The sequence below is a fragment of the Phreatobacter sp. AB_2022a genome (assembly GCF_026847585.1).
In the GTDB taxonomy this organism is placed as follows: Bacteria; Pseudomonadota; Alphaproteobacteria; order Rhizobiales; family Phreatobacteraceae; genus Phreatobacter.
Genome location: NZ_JAPSET010000036.1, coordinates 1 through 16,481 on the forward strand (window position 1 = coordinate 1; position 16,481 = coordinate 16,481).

General features: G+C 69.2%; 18 protein-coding genes. 4 read left to right on the forward strand and 14 right to left on the reverse strand.

Features of this window, described 5'->3' with window-relative positions:
* The 5 genes from OZ671_RS22650 to recO form a co-directional block, all read right to left on the reverse strand.
* On the reverse strand, positions 1-787 hold a 787-nt coding region (locus tag OZ671_RS22650), incomplete at its 3' end, for a LysM peptidoglycan-binding domain-containing protein (RefSeq protein ID WP_268862824.1).
* Positions 788-882: 95 nt separating this feature from the next.
* Complete coding sequence (locus OZ671_RS22655; protein WP_268862825.1) at positions 883-1,542, reverse strand: protein-L-isoaspartate O-methyltransferase family protein; 660 nt, start codon at positions 1,540-1,542, stop codon at positions 883-885.
* A gap of 15 nt (positions 1,543-1,557) precedes the next feature.
* Positions 1,558-2,340, reverse strand: coding sequence for a 5'/3'-nucleotidase SurE (gene surE / locus OZ671_RS22660; protein WP_268862826.1), 783 nt, complete (start codon positions 2,338-2,340; stop codon positions 1,558-1,560).
* Entirely contained in the window at positions 2,340-3,617 is a 1,278-nt protein-coding gene (serS, locus tag OZ671_RS22665; protein WP_268862827.1) for a serine--tRNA ligase, read from the reverse strand. Before serS ends, surE begins: the two co-directional genes overlap by 1 nt.
* A gap of 119 nt (positions 3,618-3,736) precedes the next feature.
* A complete protein-coding gene (gene recO, locus OZ671_RS22670) occupies positions 3,737-4,447 on the reverse strand; it encodes a DNA repair protein RecO (protein ID WP_268862828.1) in 711 nt (236 codons plus the stop codon).
* 135 nt (positions 4,448-4,582) lie between these two features.
* Here recO and OZ671_RS22675 point away from each other — a divergent pair, with 135 nt between their 5' ends.
* Positions 4,583-7,579 carry an autotransporter outer membrane beta-barrel domain-containing protein gene (locus OZ671_RS22675; protein WP_268862829.1) on the forward strand — a complete coding sequence of 999 codons (2,997 nt, stop codon included), beginning with the start codon at positions 4,583-4,585 and terminating at the stop codon, positions 7,577-7,579.
* 11 nt (positions 7,580-7,590) lie between these two features.
* Here OZ671_RS22675 and OZ671_RS22680 read toward each other — a convergent pair whose 3' ends face one another.
* The 8 genes from OZ671_RS22680 to OZ671_RS22715 all read right to left on the reverse strand — a co-directional run bounded on the left by OZ671_RS22680 (position 7,591) and on the right by OZ671_RS22715 (position 12,448).
* Positions 7,591-7,827, reverse strand: a complete 237-nt coding sequence (locus tag OZ671_RS22680) for a DUF1737 domain-containing protein (protein ID WP_268862830.1) — start codon at positions 7,825-7,827, stop codon at positions 7,591-7,593.
* A 5-nt stretch (positions 7,828-7,832) separates the two neighbouring features.
* Positions 7,833-8,741, reverse strand: a complete 909-nt coding sequence (era, locus tag OZ671_RS22685; RefSeq protein ID WP_268862831.1) for a GTPase Era — start codon at positions 8,739-8,741, stop codon at positions 7,833-7,835.
* Entirely contained in the window at positions 8,738-9,520 is a 783-nt protein-coding gene (rnc, locus tag OZ671_RS22690) for a ribonuclease III (protein WP_268862832.1), read from the reverse strand. The genes era and rnc overlap by 4 nt, the downstream gene beginning before the upstream one ends.
* A 7-nt stretch (positions 9,521-9,527) precedes the next feature.
* Positions 9,528-10,241 carry a signal peptidase I gene (gene lepB / locus OZ671_RS22695; protein ID WP_268862869.1) on the reverse strand — a complete coding sequence of 238 codons (714 nt, stop codon included), beginning with the start codon at positions 10,239-10,241 and terminating at the stop codon, positions 9,528-9,530.
* A gap of 164 nt (positions 10,242-10,405) precedes the next feature.
* The gene (locus OZ671_RS22700; protein ID WP_268862833.1) at positions 10,406-10,918 is read right to left on the reverse strand and encodes a hypothetical protein; all 513 of its coding nucleotides are present in this window, start codon (positions 10,916-10,918) and stop codon (positions 10,406-10,408) included.
* 142 nt (positions 10,919-11,060) lie between these two features.
* Positions 11,061-11,702 (reverse strand): glutathione S-transferase family protein, encoded by a 642-nt coding sequence (locus tag OZ671_RS22705; protein WP_268862834.1) that lies wholly within the window; start codon positions 11,700-11,702, stop codon positions 11,061-11,063.
* 119 nt (positions 11,703-11,821) lie between these two features.
* Positions 11,822-12,016 (reverse strand): hypothetical protein, encoded by a 195-nt coding sequence (locus OZ671_RS22710; protein ID WP_268862835.1) that lies wholly within the window; start codon positions 12,014-12,016, stop codon positions 11,822-11,824.
* A gap of 171 nt (positions 12,017-12,187) precedes the next feature.
* On the reverse strand, positions 12,188-12,448 hold the full coding sequence (locus OZ671_RS22715) for a hypothetical protein (RefSeq protein WP_146053061.1): 261 nt from the start codon (positions 12,446-12,448) through the stop codon (positions 12,188-12,190).
* Positions 12,449-12,773: 325 nt separating this feature from the next.
* Between OZ671_RS22715 and OZ671_RS22720 the strand changes: the two genes are divergently transcribed.
* Complete coding sequence (locus OZ671_RS22720; RefSeq protein WP_268862836.1) at positions 12,774-13,544, forward strand: motility protein A; 771 nt, start codon at positions 12,774-12,776, stop codon at positions 13,542-13,544.
* Between the two features lie 7 nt (positions 13,545-13,551).
* The gene (locus tag OZ671_RS22725; protein ID WP_038312048.1) at positions 13,552-14,376 is read left to right on the forward strand and encodes an OmpA/MotB family protein; all 825 of its coding nucleotides are present in this window, start codon (positions 13,552-13,554) and stop codon (positions 14,374-14,376) included.
* Between the two features lie 3 nt (positions 14,377-14,379).
* Here the strand turns inward: OZ671_RS22725 and OZ671_RS22730 are convergent, their stop codons facing one another.
* On the reverse strand, positions 14,380-15,237 hold the full coding sequence (locus tag OZ671_RS22730; RefSeq protein ID WP_268862837.1) for an alpha/beta fold hydrolase: 858 nt from the start codon (positions 15,235-15,237) through the stop codon (positions 14,380-14,382).
* Between the two features lie 140 nt (positions 15,238-15,377).
* Here OZ671_RS22730 and OZ671_RS22735 point away from each other — a divergent pair, with 140 nt between their 5' ends.
* A complete protein-coding gene (locus tag OZ671_RS22735) occupies positions 15,378-16,466 on the forward strand; it encodes a malate/lactate/ureidoglycolate dehydrogenase (protein ID WP_268862838.1) in 1,089 nt (362 codons plus the stop codon).
* Positions 16,467-16,481: the final 15 nt, after the last annotated feature.

Consider the following 16,481-nt stretch of genomic DNA (forward strand, 5'->3'; position numbering starts at 1 on the left):
TCCTGGCCTGTGGCATCGGCGCGGTGGCGGTATCGTTGCGGCTCGGCTGCGGCGCCATCGCCACCTGACGCGGCGCGGCGGCGGGCCGTGACGGCTGTGCCGGGGCCTGGCTGTTCGCCTGGACCGGAGCCGGCGGCTGGGCCCGCATCGGCTCGGCCGGCCGCACCGGCGCCGGGTTGTTCATGGCCACCGCCCCGCCGGACCCGACCGAATAGGTCGGGATGATCACGGTCTGGCCCGAGGTGAGCTGCTGGCCGGGACTGAAATTATTGGCCTGGGCGATCGCATTCGCCGGCACGCCATAGCGGCGGGACAGGGTCTCCACCGTGTCGCCCGGATAGGTCTGGATGCTGGTGCCGCCGGTCGCCGACCAGCCGCCCCGGCCGGGCGAGGCCACGGACGGCGGGCCGCCGGCCGGACGCGACATGGCCATCTGGCGCACCGCCGGCGTCGGCGGGTTGGACGAACCGAAGCTCGGCCCGCGCGAAATCGAGCCGGTGGTCAGGCCGGGATCGGAATTCTCGCCGAAGGGCGAGCTCTCGACCGGCGCAGGCCGGCGCGGGCGCGCCACCATATGGTCGGTCGCCGGGCTGAGCGGCGCCCGCTCGACCCGCGTGACCGGCGCCGCGGCGACGGTATCGGAGCGCGGCGGCGCGCTGGCCGTCTGCTGCGAGCGGAAGGGGTTTTCGTCGAAGCGCGCGATATCCGAGCTGCAGGCTGCGCCCAGGCCGGAAACGGCGACGATCAGGGCCATCTTGGACAGGCCGGAAAACGCACGAGCACGCATTGTCACTCTCACGCGGTACGCAACTTGACACGACGTGATTAAGACCTGTTCAGGTTAAGGTTAGGTTTCCATTATTGATGAACGTTGCATCGGCGTTACAGCCGGCGGGCCGTTCCGGCCATGGCCGGCTCGACCCGCGCCTTGGTGAAAGGCGTCAGGAGCGGCCCTTCCGGCCCCTTTTCCGCCCTGACAATGTCCTGCGGCCCCGGCCCGCTGCCGATCGGGGCGACCAGCACGCCGGTCGGCGCGAGCTGGCTCCAGAGTCCCGGCGGGATGGCCTCGATCGCGCAGGTGACGAGGATCCGGTCATAGGGCGCGCGCGGCGGATAGCCGTCGAGGCCGTCCCCGAAGACGCCTTCGATCATGTCGTAGCCGAGGCCGCGCAGCCGCGCATGGGCCTCGTCCGCCAGCGTCCGCCAGCGCTCCACCGTCACGACGGTGGCGGCGAGCCGGCCGAGAATGGCCGCGGCATAGCCGGATCCGGTGCCGACCTGCAGCACACGGTGTCCGGCCTCGACGCCGAGCGCGGCGATCATCGCGCCGGTCAGCGAGGGCTGCAGGATCGACTGGCCGCAGCCGATCGGCAGGGTGATGTCCTCGTCGGCGAGGCGAAACCAGCGCTGGTCGAGGAACGGCACCCGCGGCACCTGCTCCATGGCGCGCAGCACCCTGACATCGTGCAGCCCGTTCTGGCGCAGCATCAGAACGAACTCGGCCGCCGCCAGATAGTGGTTCGGGCCCGGCCTCTCGTTCATCGTGCGGACCCGACCTCAGGAACCCGGGGCGCGGTCGCCGGCGAAGACGGCGGCGTAGCGCGTCATGGTCGGCTCGTCGGTCAGGTCGATCCTCAGCGGCGTCACCGAAATATGCCCTTCGGCGAGCGCCCAGAGATCCGCCCCATATTCCAGCCGCTGGGGCCGCCGGACGAAGGCGATCCAGTAATACGGGTTGCCGCGGCCGTCATGGCGCGGGTCGATGGTCAGGATCTCCTGGTCGCGCCGGCCCTGCACCGTCACCTTCACACCCTTCACGTCGGCGGGCTTGCGGTTCGGGAAGTTGATGTTGATCAGCGTGCCCTGCGGCATGCCCTCTTCCAGAATGGTCCGGATCACGCCCGGCGCATGGGCTTCCGCCGTCTCGTAGGGCACCGCCAGGCGCGTCTCCGGGCCATAGGCCTGCGACAGCGCGATGGAGCGGACGCCGAGGATGGTGCCTTCGATCGCGCCGGCAATGGTGCCGGAATAGGTCACGTCCTCCGCCACGTTCTGGCCGCGATTGACGCCCGAAAGCACGAGGTCTGGCGGATCGCCCGCCATCAGGTGCTTCACCGCCATGATCACGCAGTCGGTCGGCGTGCCCTTCACGGCAAAGGTCTTCTCGGACACTTCGCGCAGGCGCAGCGGATCGTTCAGCGACAGCGAATGCGACACGCCGGACTGGTCGCTCTCGGGCGCCACCACCCAGACGTCGTCGGACAGCGCCCGGGCGATGCGCTCCGCGCTGACCAGCCCGGGGGCGTGAATGCCGTCGTCGTTGGTGACCAGGATGCGCATCAGGCTTTCTCGATCAGTTTGAGCCCGCCCATATAGGGCTGCAGGACGGCCGGCACCGCAATGGCGCCGCCCTCCTGCTGATAGTTCTCCATGACGGCGATCAAGGCCCGGCCGACCGCCGTGCCCGAGCCGTTGAGCGTATGGACGAACTGCGGCCCGCCGGCCTTCGGCCGGTAGCGCGCATTCATCCGTCGCGCCTGGAAGTCGCCGCAGACCGAGCAGGACGAGATTTCGCGATAGGTGTTCTGGCCGGGCAGCCAGACCTCGATGTCATAGGTCTTGCGCGCCGAAAAGCCCATGTCGCCGGTGCACAGTGTCACCACGCGATAATGCAGGTCGAGCCGCTTCAGCACCTCCTCCGCGCAGGCCAGCATGCGCTCGTGCTCGTCGAGGCTCTGCTCCGGCGCTGTGACCGAGACCAGCTCCACCTTGAGGAACTGGTGCTGGCGCAGCATGCCGCGCGTGTCGCGCCCGGCGGCGCCCGCCTCCGAGCGGAAGCACTGGGTCGCCGCCGTGAAGCGCAGCGGCAGCACCTCCTCCGCGACGATCTCCTCGCGCACGAGATTGGTCAGCGAGACCTCGGCGGTGGGTGTCAGCCAGAAGCCTTCGCGGGTGACGAACATGTCCTCGGCCGCCTTCGGCAGTTGCGCCGTGCCGTAGGGAATGGCCTCCTTCACCAGCAGCGGCGGCGCCACCTCGTCATAGCCGTGCTCGCCGATATGCAGGTCGAGCATGAACTGGGCGAGCGCGCGTTCCATCCGGGCGAGCGAGCGCTTGAGCACGACGAAACGCGCCCCCGAAAGCTTGGCCGCGGCCTCGAAATCCATCTGGCCGAGCGCCTCGCCGAGCTCGAAATGTTCGCGCGGCTGAAAGCCGAGCGCCGGCGCCGCGCCATAGCGGTGCCGTTCGACATTGGCGCTCTCGTCGGGCCCGACCGGCACGTCGGGGAGCGGCAGGTTGGGCAGCACTTCGAGTGCGGCGACGAGATCGGCCTGGGCCTTCTTCTCCGCCACTTCCGCCGTCGCCATGGCATCCTTCAGGCCGGCGACCTCGGCCTTCAGGGCGTCGGCGCGCGCCATGTCCTTGGCCGCCATGGCCTGGCCGATCTCCTTGGAGGCGGCATTGCGCCGCTCCTGGCCGGCCTGCAGCCTGGCGATCGCGGACTTGCGCGCATCGTCGAGCGCGATCAGGTCGGACGCGAGCGGGGACCGGCCGCGCGTGGCGAGCGCAGCGTCGAAGGCCTCGGGGTTGTCGCGGATCCACCTGATGTCGTGCATGGGATGTCTCAAGGTTCGCTGGGGCCGGACCCAACCGGCCGCCGCACTCCAGCGGGATTAAGCGAGCCCATTCGCGATGGCAAGCGCGAGGCGCCTGCCGCGCGGCATATCGCGGCGGCTCAGCCCAGGGCGCGGATGAAGGCGGCGCGCGCATCGGGCATGGCAAGGCCCCGCGGCTCGAAGACATGCCGGGACAGGAAATAGCCGGTCAGCCGGAAGCCGGCGAGGATGTCCTCGCGCCGGACCGGCGCAGGGCCGGCGAGGAAGGCCGGCAGGGCCAGGAGCCTGTCCTTCCACGGTTCGCCCGCCCCGGCCGAGACCGCACGGGCCGATTTCGGCGAGACGTAGACGAGATCGGTGGTGGCGCCGGTCGCCGCGCATTCGGTCAGGTCGAGCCCGAAGCCGAGTTCCTGCAGCACTTCCAGTTCGAAGCGCACCAGAAGCGGGGCGGCAAGCTCGCCGTCGGGCAGTGCATCGGCAATGACGGTGAGGGCTTCATAGAGACCTGGATGCGGATCGCGCTCGGGCATCAGCCGGGCCAGCGCGGCGAGATGGGTGATGCCGGCAACGCCGGCCCTGCCCTCCATCAGCCGCGCCGCGCGCGACTGCACAGGCTCGACCGAGAAATTGCCGAGATGTTCGTCGAGCCGGGCATGCCAGGTGGCGTGCACGCCGTTGCCGGGCTGCAGCACCGGCTGGCTGCGCCGCGACCGGCCGCCGCGGACCAGGCCGAGATGCCGGCCATGGTCGCGGGTAAAGAGCTCCAGGATCACGCTCGCCTCGCCATGGGCGCGGGTGCCGAGCACGATGCCGTCGTCGATCCATTGCATCGCAGCACCATGACCGCTTCAGGCTTGCGAGGGAAGCTCCCCGCCTTCCGGCCGGACCTGACGGTTCGCGAACGGTTTCGTCAAACCGTCATGTGCCGCGCCTATCAGGCGAGCCACTGGGAAGGGGCTTCCATCATGACTTCGACATTCCTGCGCGGCGTCTGCCTGCGCGCGCTGGCGGTCGCCGCCGGCAGCCATCTGGTTCCGGCCATGGCCCAGACCACCATCGGCAATGGCCAGACCGTCACCACGACGCAGACCATTTCCGGCACGCAGACCCTGACGATCGAAAACGGCGGCACGCTGCGCCCATCGGGCGCCGGCATCAACTGGAACGGGGCGTCGACCGCCGCCGTCGTCACCAACCGGGGCACCGTCGAATCCACCGGCGGCCGCGCCATCGATTCGAGCGGCGGCGCCACTGCGCCGCGCAGTCTCGCCATCCTCAACGAGGCAAGCGGCCTGATCCAGTCGAGCGCCAACGACGCGCTGCGGATCAACACCAACCTGACCGCCGGCACGCTGGTGATCGACAATGCCGGGCGGATCATCGCCAACAATACCAGCGTGATCAGCGGCGGCGGCCAGGCCATCGACCTGCGCGGCCTGTCCGCCGGCACGGCGAGCGTCACGGTGATCAACCGCACCGGCGGCCTGATCGAGGCGAAGTCCGACGACGCGCTGCGCCCGGGCCAGAACAACGTCATCGAGAACTTCGGCACGATCTATTCGTCGGGCACCAACACCTCCTCGGGCAGCTCCGACGGCATCGACGCCGGCGGCAATACCGGCATCACTGTCACCAACCGCACCGGCGGCACGATCAGCGGCGCACGCCACGGCATCACCGCCGACACCGACATCACCGTGGTCAACGAAGCCGGCGCGACCATCATCGGCCGCAACGGCTCGGGGGTCGGCTCCGACGGCAACGGCACGGTCACCAATTACGGCACCATCATCGGCGCCTATGCCGGGCCCGGCAACATCGTCACCAATACCGGCGCCGCCTCGATCAACGGCGACGGCGACGGCGTCGACATCGATTTCATCGGCACGGTGCGCAATTTCGGCATCATTCGCGGCGCCGGCGCCGGCGGCGTCGATTCCGGCGGCCTGCCGAACGGCTCGGAAGGCATTGCCATGGGCGGCGGCCTGATCGAGAACGCCAAGGGCGCGCTCATCTCCGGCGCGAGCCGGGGCATCCTGATCGACGACGGCAGCGGCGGCTCGGCCTATGGCGCAGTCACCATCCGCAATGCCGGCACGATCGAAGGTCTGGCCGGCCAGGCCATCGGCATTGTCGGTACCTTCGCCAACGTGCTCGAGAACAGCGGCCGGATCACCGGGACCGGCAGCGATCCGGCCGTCCAGATGGGCGACGGCACCGACACGGTCGTCAATTCCGGCCTGATCGCGGCGGCGAGCGCCTCGGGCGTCGCCCTGGATCTCGGCGCCGGCAACGACACGCTGACCGTCCGGGGCGGCAGCTTCGTCGGCGCGGTGCGCGGCGGCGCCGGCAACGACACGCTCATCTTCGATCCCGGCGCCGGCGCGACGCAGGTGATCGACACCGCCTTCACCCAGTTCGAGACGACCCGCTTCGCCAGCGGCCGCTCGGTGCTGTCGGGCACGATCGAAAGCACGACCTCGGTCCAGGTCGAGGCGGGGGCAACCCTTGCCGGCACCGGCACGGTGACGACCGCCGTGCTGACCAATGCCGGCACGGTCGCGCCCGGCAACAGCCCGGGCACGCTGACCATTGCGGGCAACTACGTCCAGACCGCCTCCGGCACGCTGGAGATCGCCGTCGGCGCGGCGGCCGCGAGCCGCCTCGCCATCTCGGGGACCGCGAGCCTCGGCGGTACGCTGCTCGTCGTGCCGGCCGGCGCGGCGACGCTCAACGGCACGTCCCGCATCCTCACCGCCGCGGCGGTCGACGGCCGGTTCGCCAGCGTCCTGCCCCAGACCGACCTCATCACGGTAAAAGCGCTCTACGGCGCGACCTTCGTCGACGTCACCATCGCCACCCGTATCGCCGCGGCGCTCGGCACCACGCCGAACCGGGCCTCCCTCGGCGCCGCCATCGACAGCCTGAGCGGGTCCGGCGCCAATGGCGCGGTGCTCGCCGCCGTCGTCACGGCCGGATCGGCCCAGGCCGGAAGCCTGCTCGACCGGCTTTCGCCGCAGATCCACGCCGAGGCGCGCCGCGCCGCCAGCCGCCAGGTCTTCGACGTCCAGGCCGCCATTGGCGACCATGCCGCCGCCTGGCGCGCGGGCGCCCTGCCCCGGGAGGCCTCCGGCTGGACGCTGTGGGGCACGGTCACCGGCCAGTTCGGCAACCGCTCGAGCGACGGCAACGCCGTCGCCTCCTCCGCCTCCAGCGTCGGCCTCGTCGCCGGCTTCAGCCGCCATGCGACGCCGGACACGGTGCTCGGCCTCGCCCTCGCCTGGGGGCAGACGTCGCTCGCGATGCGCTCGGTCGCGCAGACCGGCCGGGTCGAGACCGCCACGGCAACGCTTTATGCAAGCCACCGCGCCGGTGCCTGGTTCGCCGACGCCAGCGCGACCTTCGGCTGGCTGACCGGCCGCACGAGCCGCGACCTTCGCCCGATCGACGCGAGCGGCCCGGCCATGGGCTCGCTCGGCGGCCATGTCGGTGGCGCCTCGCTCTCCGCGGGTTATCGATTGGCCGCCGCGGGCTGGTCAGTCGAGCCGGCCATCGGGCTCGACTATGCCGGTGCCAGCGTCAATGACGTCGTCGAGGGCGGAACCAGGGCCGGCGGGCTCATCGTGCGCGGCTCGGGATTCGACAGCCTGCGCGCGACGGTCGGTGCCCGCTTCGCGACCAGCCTGCCGATCGGCGCCGGCGCAGTGAATTTCGACCTCCGGCTGCGTTATGCCCGCGAACTGTCGGGCACCGTCCCGTCGGTCTCGGCCGCTTTCATCGGCGATCCTTCGACCGGGTTCACGACGCTCGGAACGGCGGCCGGCCGCGACCTCTTCCTGGTCGGCGCCGGCATCGGCTACAGCCCGAACAGCACGACCCGCCTGTTCCTGCGCTATGACGGCGCGCTCGGCCAGCGCGAGGCGAGCCATGCGATCCGCGGCGGCGCCAGCATCAGCTGGTGACCGCGCCCGGCTCAGTAGTCCGACAGCTTCATCTCGGGCGAATAGGCGACGTCCTCGACCTCGCGGACGATCGCCTGGCCGCAGACCACCCGGCCCTTCACGGCGTCGAAGGTGAGGCTCGGCGGACCATAGAGCTGCCAGCCCTTGTTGATCGCTTCGGTGACGCGATGGCAGAAGCTCGCATCATCAGGCCCGGTCAGATAGCGGTAGAGCGTGGTGGTCTTCTTGGAACTGATGGCGGTCAGCATGGCGGTCATTGTCCCTTGGGAAAGTCCAGCCCCATGCGCTGGTAGCGCTCGGGCTCGTTGCCCCAATTCTCGCGCACTTTGACGAACAGGAACAGGTGCACGGGCACCTCGAACAGCTTGGACAGTTCCTCGCGAGCCGCCGTGGAGATCGCCTTGATGGTCTCGCCACCCTTGCCCAGCATGATCTTCCGCTGGCCCTCGCGCACCACATAGATGGTCTGCTCGATGCGGATCGAACCGTCCTTGCGCTCCTGATAGCTGTCGGTCTCGACGGTTGAATCGTAGGGCAGCTCGTCGTTCAGCCGCTTGTAGAGCTTCTCGCGGGTGATTTCGGAGGCCAGCATGCGCGCCGGCAGGTCGGAGATCTCGTCTTCCGGATAATGCCAGGGGCCCGCCGGCACCGTTTCGGCGAGGTGCTTGCGCAGGTCGGCGACACCTGATCCGGTCAGCGCCGAGATCATGAAGGTCCGGTCGAAACGGGCGCGGGCGGCGAGCGCCGCCGCAAGATCGAGGAGCTTGCGCGGCTCGATCAGGTCGACCTTGTTGAGCACGAGATCCACCGGCTGGCGGATATCGGCGAGCTTGTCGAGGATCGCCTCCACCACCTCGTCGATGCCGCGGCGCGCGTCGATCAGCAGGAGAACCCGGTCGGCATCGGCCGCGCCGCCCCAGGCGGCCGTCACCATGGCCCGATCGAGCCGGCGCTTGGGCGCGAACAGGCCGGGCGTGTCGACCAGCACGATCTGAGCCGCGCCTTCGGTGACGATGCCGCGAACCAGCGCGCGCGTCGTCTGCACCTTGTGCGAGACGATCGTCACCTTGGCGCCGACCAGCGCATTGACCAAGGTCGACTTGCCGGCATTCGGCGCGCCGATAATGGCGATGAAGCCGCAACGCGTCGGCGTCTCGGTCATGGCTCCGCGTCCTCTCCGCCCGCCCCGGACCGCGGCTCCGCAGCCACGGCCGCCGGCGGAGTGTCGGCCCAGACGCCTTCGCGCACAAGCACGGCGGTCGCTGCGGCGATTTCCGCCTGGCGCTTGGCCGAGCCCTGGCCGCGGCCGGCGGCAAGGCCCGGCACCAGCACTTCCATGGTGAAGACCGGCGCGTGATCCGGCCCGGTGCGCTCGACCACCTGGTAGACCGGCGTCGGCAGGCCCCGGCCCTGCACCCACTCCTGCAGTTCGCTCTTGGCGTCGCGCTTGTGCTCCGGACTGACCGCCACCCGGTCGCGCCAGTTGCGCACGACGAGCGCTTCGGCCGCCGGCCAGCCGCCGTCGAGATAGACCGCGCCGATCACCGCCTCTGCGAGGTCGGCGAGCACGCTCGCCCGCCGCCCGACCTGGCTCGCGCTTTCGGTCGGCCCGACCTTGATCCCCGCGCCGAGGTCGAGCTCGGCGGCGATCGCGGCACAGGTTTCCGCCCGCACCAGGTCGGACAGGCGCCGCGACAGCGTGCCCTCGTCATCCGACGGCATCAGGCGGAACAGCATGTCGGCGACGGCCAGGCCGAGCACGCGGTCGCCCAGGAATTCCAGCCGCTGATAGGACTTGTCGCGCTTGTCCGCACCGCTCACCGCGCTCGGGTGGGTCAGCGCGCGCGCCAGGAGGTCCTTGTCGGCGAAGACATGGCCGATCCGCGCCTCGATATCGGCCAGACTCGGTCGGATCGGTTTCGGTTTGCGTCCCGGAGCCAAGAAGGTCTTACCTGACGATGGTGCCGAGCCTCGACCAGCGGATCGACCACGGCCAGCGCCAGAACGCCCAGGCCCGCTCGCCTTCCTCGATCGAGAAGAACAGGATCTCCGCGCGGCCGACGAGATTTTCCATCGGGATCGGCCCGACCTGGCTCAGCACGCGGCTGTCGGTGGAATTGTCGCGGTTGTCGCCCATCATGAACAGATGGCCCGGCGGCACCTCATAGACCGGCGTGTTGTCGTAGAAGCCGTTGTCGTAGAGATCGAGCGTCGTATAGGTCACGCCGTTCGGCAGCGTCTCGCGGAAACGCCGGGTGCGCGTTTCGCGGCCCTCCTCGACCTCGACGAAATCGTCGATCCGCTGGCGCTGGACCGGCACGCCATTGATGTGGACGGTGCCGCCCAGCACCTGGATCTTGTCGCCGGGCAGGCCGATCACGCGCTTGATGTAGTCGACATCCGGCTCGCGCGGCAGCCGGAAGACGACGACATCGCCGCGTTTCGGCACCGAGCCCCAGATCCGCCCCTCGAAGAGCCCCGGCGAGAACGGCAGGGAATAGCGCGAATAGCCGTAGGAATATTTGGATACGAACAGATAGTCGCCGACCAGCAGCGTGTCCTTCATCGAGCCGGACGGGATGTTGAACGGCTGGAACAGGAAGGTTCGGATCACCAGGGCGATCAACAGCGCATGGATGACCACGCGGACGGTTTCGCCCATTCCGCCTTTGGCGGCCTTGCTGGTTTCAGCCACTGTATCGCGTCCGTATTTCCCAGGGAGCCCGCCCTATAGCCCGCTTCGGCGCGCAGGCGCAATCGCGGCCAATGCGGAGCCGGCCAGCGCCGTCGCCGCACGGCGGATCACCCGCATGGCGGAGGCCCGCCTCAGAAATCGACGCGCTGCCGGTTCCTGAGCGAATTGCCCATCGTATCCCGAAGTTCGGGCGCGATCACGGGCGGCGGCGTGCCGGGGCCGGTCGGATCGGTCGCGACCGTGCTGCGCCGGCTGGGCAGCGTGCGGTTGCGGTCGACGACGGTCGGGATCGAGCCCGCGGTCTGGCCGCTGACGATGGTCCCGCCGAGCGCATTGCCGCTGGTGGCGCCCCCGCGCGAGACCTGCGAGACATTGGAGAGGCCTGCGCTCTCGCGCGCGCCGGGCGCCCGCTGCATCGTGCTGCCCGCGGCATTCCAGGTCGTCGCGGAGGAGCCTGCCGCGCTGGTGGCGACCGGCGCCGCCTGGGCGCTTGCGGCTCCCGCCGGGGGCAGCGCGCTGGCCGTCACCGGGGTGACCGGCGCCGCCTCGAGCCGCGACGGCACCGCGGAGGAGGACGGCCCGTCACCGGACGACATGCAGCCGGCAAGCGCCGCGGCCGAAGCGATAACCACGAGAAGTCGCATGTGTGAAGATCCGATCAGGATGCCGATGCCATGCCGATACCCTACGCCCGGCCGCCTCCGCAATGCGGCTCTCCGCGCAATATCGAAGCGCGGCCTGAATGCGGGCCCGGCGCCGGCAGGAGACGCTCCGCCCGTGGCGGCCCTACGCCGCGAGCGGTGCGGCCGGCATCAGGTCATAGGGAGGTTTCCAGCCCGGCAGCGCGACAATGCGCTCGCGCCAGGCGTGGATATGAGGATGCGAGGCGGCGAGGTCGTAGCCGGTCTCGGCGATCGGGTAGAACATGTAGCCGGCGAGCGAAAAGTCGGCGATGGTCGGCCGGCTGCCGACCATGAACGGCTGCTCGGCGAGATGCTTGTCGACGATGCCGAGCGCGCCGTCGATCCGGCTCCTGAGGAAGCTGAGCACGGCCGGATCGGCCGGCTTGCCCGACAGCGAGAACATAAACCGGTGGGTGGCGAAATAGCTGGTGAACTTGTGGTTGTCGAACAGGATCCAGCGCAGGATCTCCAGCTCCTCGTCGAGGTCGGCGGGCCCGAACCTGCCGAGCTCGCGCGCGAGATAGGTGAGGATCACGCCTGACTGGCTGTAGCGCCGGCCGGCATGTTCCAGCACCGGCGCCTCGCCCATCGCATTGACCTCGGCGCGCCAGCCCGGTTCCCGCGTTGCGCCGCGGAAGAAGTCGACGACGACCGGTTCCCAGTCGAGCTCGCACAGGGCGAGCATGAGCGCCACCTTGTACGAATTGCCCGACTGGGCGAAGCAATGAAGTCGGTAGTCAGGCAATCGGCACCTCTTGGCTCATCCGGCGGACGACTCCGTTCAATTTCACTTGATCGACATGTCTTGTCGAAAAAGTGGCGGCCCTCGGAGGGCCGCAGGAAACGTTCTCCGGATCGCCACGGTCAGCGCCGGCGGCGCGAGGCTGCCGCGGGCTGGGACGGCTGCGACGGCGTGCCGAGCGCCGGATCGGGCGGCAAGGGCGGCGGCGTCGCGTTGACGACGGGGGCGGCGGGCGGTGCCGGCGGCGGGTTCTGGGCGCAGCCGGCTATGGCCAAAGCCAAGAGGACGGCGCAAGCGAGCGCGGCCTTCTTCTGCATGGTGATCGGTCCTCGTCCTGGTCAGTCGAAGCCGGCCGCGGCCGGCACCGCCGATCACCGCAGGACCCGAGGAGCCGGCTCAACAGCTCCGCTCCCGGTGCGCCATGCGCCAGACCGGCACTGTCAGGGGATAACGTAAGCCGGTCTGGCCTGTCCAGGTCGCCGAAGTCGTCAGCGCGCTTCGACCCTCCCCTCGCCGATGAGATTGCCAAGGCTCCTGCAGCGGATCACCGTCGCCTTGACGATCCTGTCCTTGCGAAATTCGCCGAGATCGATCATCTCGCGCACGCACAACGCCACCATGCGATGCTGGCGGCTTCTGCGCTTGGTGATCGCAAGCTCTGCACAGGCGTCTCTGTAGGCCTCCCTCGCCACCAGCACTTCTTCTCGGGGTAACGAACCCTCATCGAATGCATAGCGAATATGGGTCAAGTTCAGCTCCTCGTGATGGAGCGCGCGAGCTCGTTCCTCTCGCTGTCGCCGGTGCGCCCAATACATGCCCGGCGATCGGCGAACGCTACGCCGTGGCGATGCGCCAAGGCAAATCACAAAAGAGGCCATGCCTGCCCCGCCGGCCAGGGCGGATCGACGCAGGTTGCAGACCGCGAAGCATTTTGCGAGCCGGACCAAGCGCTTGGCGATAAGTCTTTGCAAACAGGGCGCATTCGGCCGAGGTAACGTTAAGGGGCCTTTAATGCCCCTCCCCTAGGGTTGCAGCCGGTCGATCACATGCAGGGGCCCGGGGGCGGAACCACCTATGGATATCGCGACAATACTGGGCCTGGTCGGCGCAGTGGTGACGATTGTCACGCTGATCATGATCGACGGCGGCAATTTTGCTCAATATTTCGACAAGCACGCAGTCATCATCATCTTTGGCGGCGCTTTCGCGGCGACGCTGACGCGCTATCCGCTTCCCGTCGTCCTGCATGGCATTCCCATGGGCTTCCGCTGCGCGCTCGGCATGCGCCGCATCAGCCATCGCGACCTCGTCGAGGAGATCGCCAAGATCGCCGACGTCGCGCGCAAGCAGGGGCCGAACGCGCTGGAAAAGCTGGACGTGGCCGATCCGACGCTCGCCCAGGGCGTGCGTTACATCGCCGACGGCTACGATGCCGACTTCATCCGCACGGCGATGGAGACGGAAAAGGACAATATCTACATCCAGCTCGACGAGGCGCAGAAGATCTACCGCTCGATCGGCGACTGTGCCCCGGCCTTCGGCATGATCGGCACGCTGCTGGGCATGGTGAACATGTTCGCCAACATGACCGACCCCTCGAAGCTCGGCCCGATCATGGCCATGGCGCTGATCGCCACCCTCTACGGGGCGGTGGTCGCCAACATGGTCTGCATGCCGATCGCCGACAAATGCCACGTCAAGATGATCGAGGAGGATATTGCCCGCTCGATCATCATCGACGGCGTCGTGCAGATCCGCAATCAGAAGAGCCCGCAGATCGTCAAGGAGATGCTGCTCGCCTATCTGACCGATCACGACCGCAACGAGCTGGCGGAAGCCGCCTGAGGATCCCATGGCCAAGCGTAAGGGTGGAGGTCACGCGGGCGGTCACGGCTGGTTCGTCACCTTCGCGGATCTGATGGGCCTTCTGATGTCTTTCTTCGTCGTGCTGGTGGCGACCTCGAACCAGGACGAGCGCAAGAAGCACATGATGACCGGCTCGTTCCGGGAGGCTTTCGGCACGACCAACAACACGCAGATGACCGGCATGATCGAGCTGAACGGCGTGCCGATGCGTCCGCACGTGCAGAACGTCTCGCCGTCGCCGGACTCGCCGTCGGACCGGCCGGGCCCGCAGTCGCACCGCGACGATCCGAACGGCCACAACCTGCAGGCCGACCGGCAGATGGCGCTCGCTGCGGCGAGCCTGCGCCAGGCCTTGCAGGCCTTCCCGGAAATCGCCGAGATTTCCAAGAACATCATCATGGAAGAGCGGCCGGACGGCCTCGACCTGCAGATCGTCGACCAGGACGGCCGGGCCATGTTCCCGCCCGACGGCCGCGAACCCTATGAGCGCACGCGCCGCCTGATCGCCGCGATCACGCCGGCCCTGCGCCAGTTGCCGAACCGGATCACCATTACCGGCCACACTTCCAGCGCGCGCGTCCTCGGCCGGCCCGGCTACGGCGCCTGGGACCTCACCGCCGACCGCGCCAATGCGGTGCGCATGATCATGGAGGAGAACGGCCTGTCGAACGACCGTGTCTTCGCGGTGACCGGCAAGGCCGATACCGATCCGCTCTTCCCCGACGATCCCTATCTCGCCGCCAACCGGCGCATCTCCATCCTCCTGATGAAGGAAGCGCCGGTCGCGCCGCGGGCGATCCTCGGCCGCTGACGCTCAGCCGTCGGCCGTCTCCCAGCCGATCTCGGCGAGGAAACCCTGGACCGTCGCGTTGAACAGCGCCGGGCGCTCGAAATAGACGGAATGGCCGGAGACCGGCACCACCACGCAGCGCGCCTTCGGCAAGGAGCCGGCGACCAGCTCGATGCCGCGCGGGCAGATCAGGAGATCCTCCTCGCCGATCACGAACAGCGCCGGGCAGGTGATGCGCGCCGCGTCCTCGGCGCCGCGCACCCGCATGGCGCGGATGCGATTGCCCACCTCGTTCTTGTCGAGGCCGAAGGTCAGCCGGTCGACCGCCTGGTAGAGCGCATGGATGTCGGGCTGCTCGTCGGCCATGCGCGCGCCGGCGGCACGGTGGATGCCGCGCTCGGCGAGCCGGGCGATCTGCTGCGGCGCGCTGGCGCGCCAGGCCTTGACCTTCGGGTCGTCGAAACGGTCGTAGTCGAACGAACCCGAAGTGCAGGCCATGACGATGCCGGCGACCCGGTCGGGCGCGGCCAGCACCGTCTCCACCGCCGTCCAGCCGCCCATGGACTGGCCGGCGATCACGGTGCGCTCGATGTCCAGATGGTCCATGAGGGCGAGAAGGTCACCCGCATAGAGCGTCGGATCGGGCCGGCCGCCCGGCGCGGTCGAGGGCGCGAAGCCGCGATGGGCGAAGGTCACCACCCGATGGCGCTCGGCGAAGACCGGCGCCGACTGCCACCAGCTCAGGTGATTGCCGCCCAGGCCATGGGCGAAAACGATGGCCGGCCCCTCGCCTGCAACCTCGTAATGGATCACGGCCCCGTCCGGCCGGACGAGGCGACCGGCTTCGAAGGCGGGCAAGGGTCTGGTCTTGGACTGCGGCATGGTGTCTCCTCCCGCGGCGGAGCCTAAACCGCGGTTCGGGCCGCCGGAAGAGCCGGCCGCGCGCATCCCTGCTGTTCCCCGCACCTCTTTCGTCGGCTGTCGCAGCCGGTCATGATCGCCCGGCAACAGGGAGGAACCTCATGGCCGTCGTCGATGCCGAACGTCTGGTGACGCTGGTCGCCGCCATTTTCGAGGCAGCGGGCTGCGCGCCCATGGAAGCCGCCGCCATCGGCCGCTATCTGACCGAAGCCAATCTGACCGGCCATGACAGCCACGGCGTCGCGCGTGTCCAGCGCTATGTCGACTGGCTCGCCGAAGGCAAGGTGGAGGCCGGCAAGAGCGTCACGGCGATCGTCGACACGCCCTCGCTCGCCGTGCTGGACGGCCATTACGGCTTCGGCCAGACGGTCGGCCCGCAAGCGGTGAAGATCGGCATCGCCAAGGCGAAGGCGCAAGGCCTCGCCGCCGTCGCCCTGCGCCATGCCGGGCATCTCGGCCGGATCGGCGATTTTGCCGAAATGGCGGCGGCGGAAGGCCTCGTCTCGATCCATTTCGTCAATGTCGTGGGCTCGATCCTGGTCGCGCCCTTCGGCGGCGTCGACCGGCGGATCTCGACGGCGCCCTACTGCATCGGCGTGCCGCGGCCGGGCGCCGCGCCCCTGCTGCTCGATTTCGCCACCTCGCTGGTCGCGGAGGGCAAGGTCCTGGTCGCTTCCATGGGCGGCAAGCCGGTGCCGCCGGACGCCCTGATCGCCCCCGACGGCAGCAAGAGCGGCGATCCCGCCGTGCTCTACGGCCCCTATCCGCAAGGACCGGGCACACGCGACCCGATGCGCGGCCCGGGTGCCATCAGGGCCTTCGGCGAGCACAAGGGCTCGGGCCTCGCCTTCATGTGCGAGATCCTCGGCGGCGCGCTGACCGGCGCCGGCACGACCGGCCCCGACAAGCGCTTCTGCAACGGCATGATGTCCATCTATGTCGACCCGCGCGTGGTCGATCCCGACGGCTTCTTCCCTGCCGAATGCGCCGACTATGTCGCCTATTACAAGAGCGCCCGGCCGGTCGAGGCTGGCGGCGAGGTCCTGGTTCCGGGCGAGGCCGAACAGCGCTCCAAGGCGAAGAAGCTGAAGGACGGCATTCCGCTCTCGGATGGCACCTGGGATTCGATCGTCGCGACCGCCCGCCGGCTCGGGCTCGACGACGCCCACATCCGGGCGGCGCTGCGCTGACGGGAGGGCCCGGCG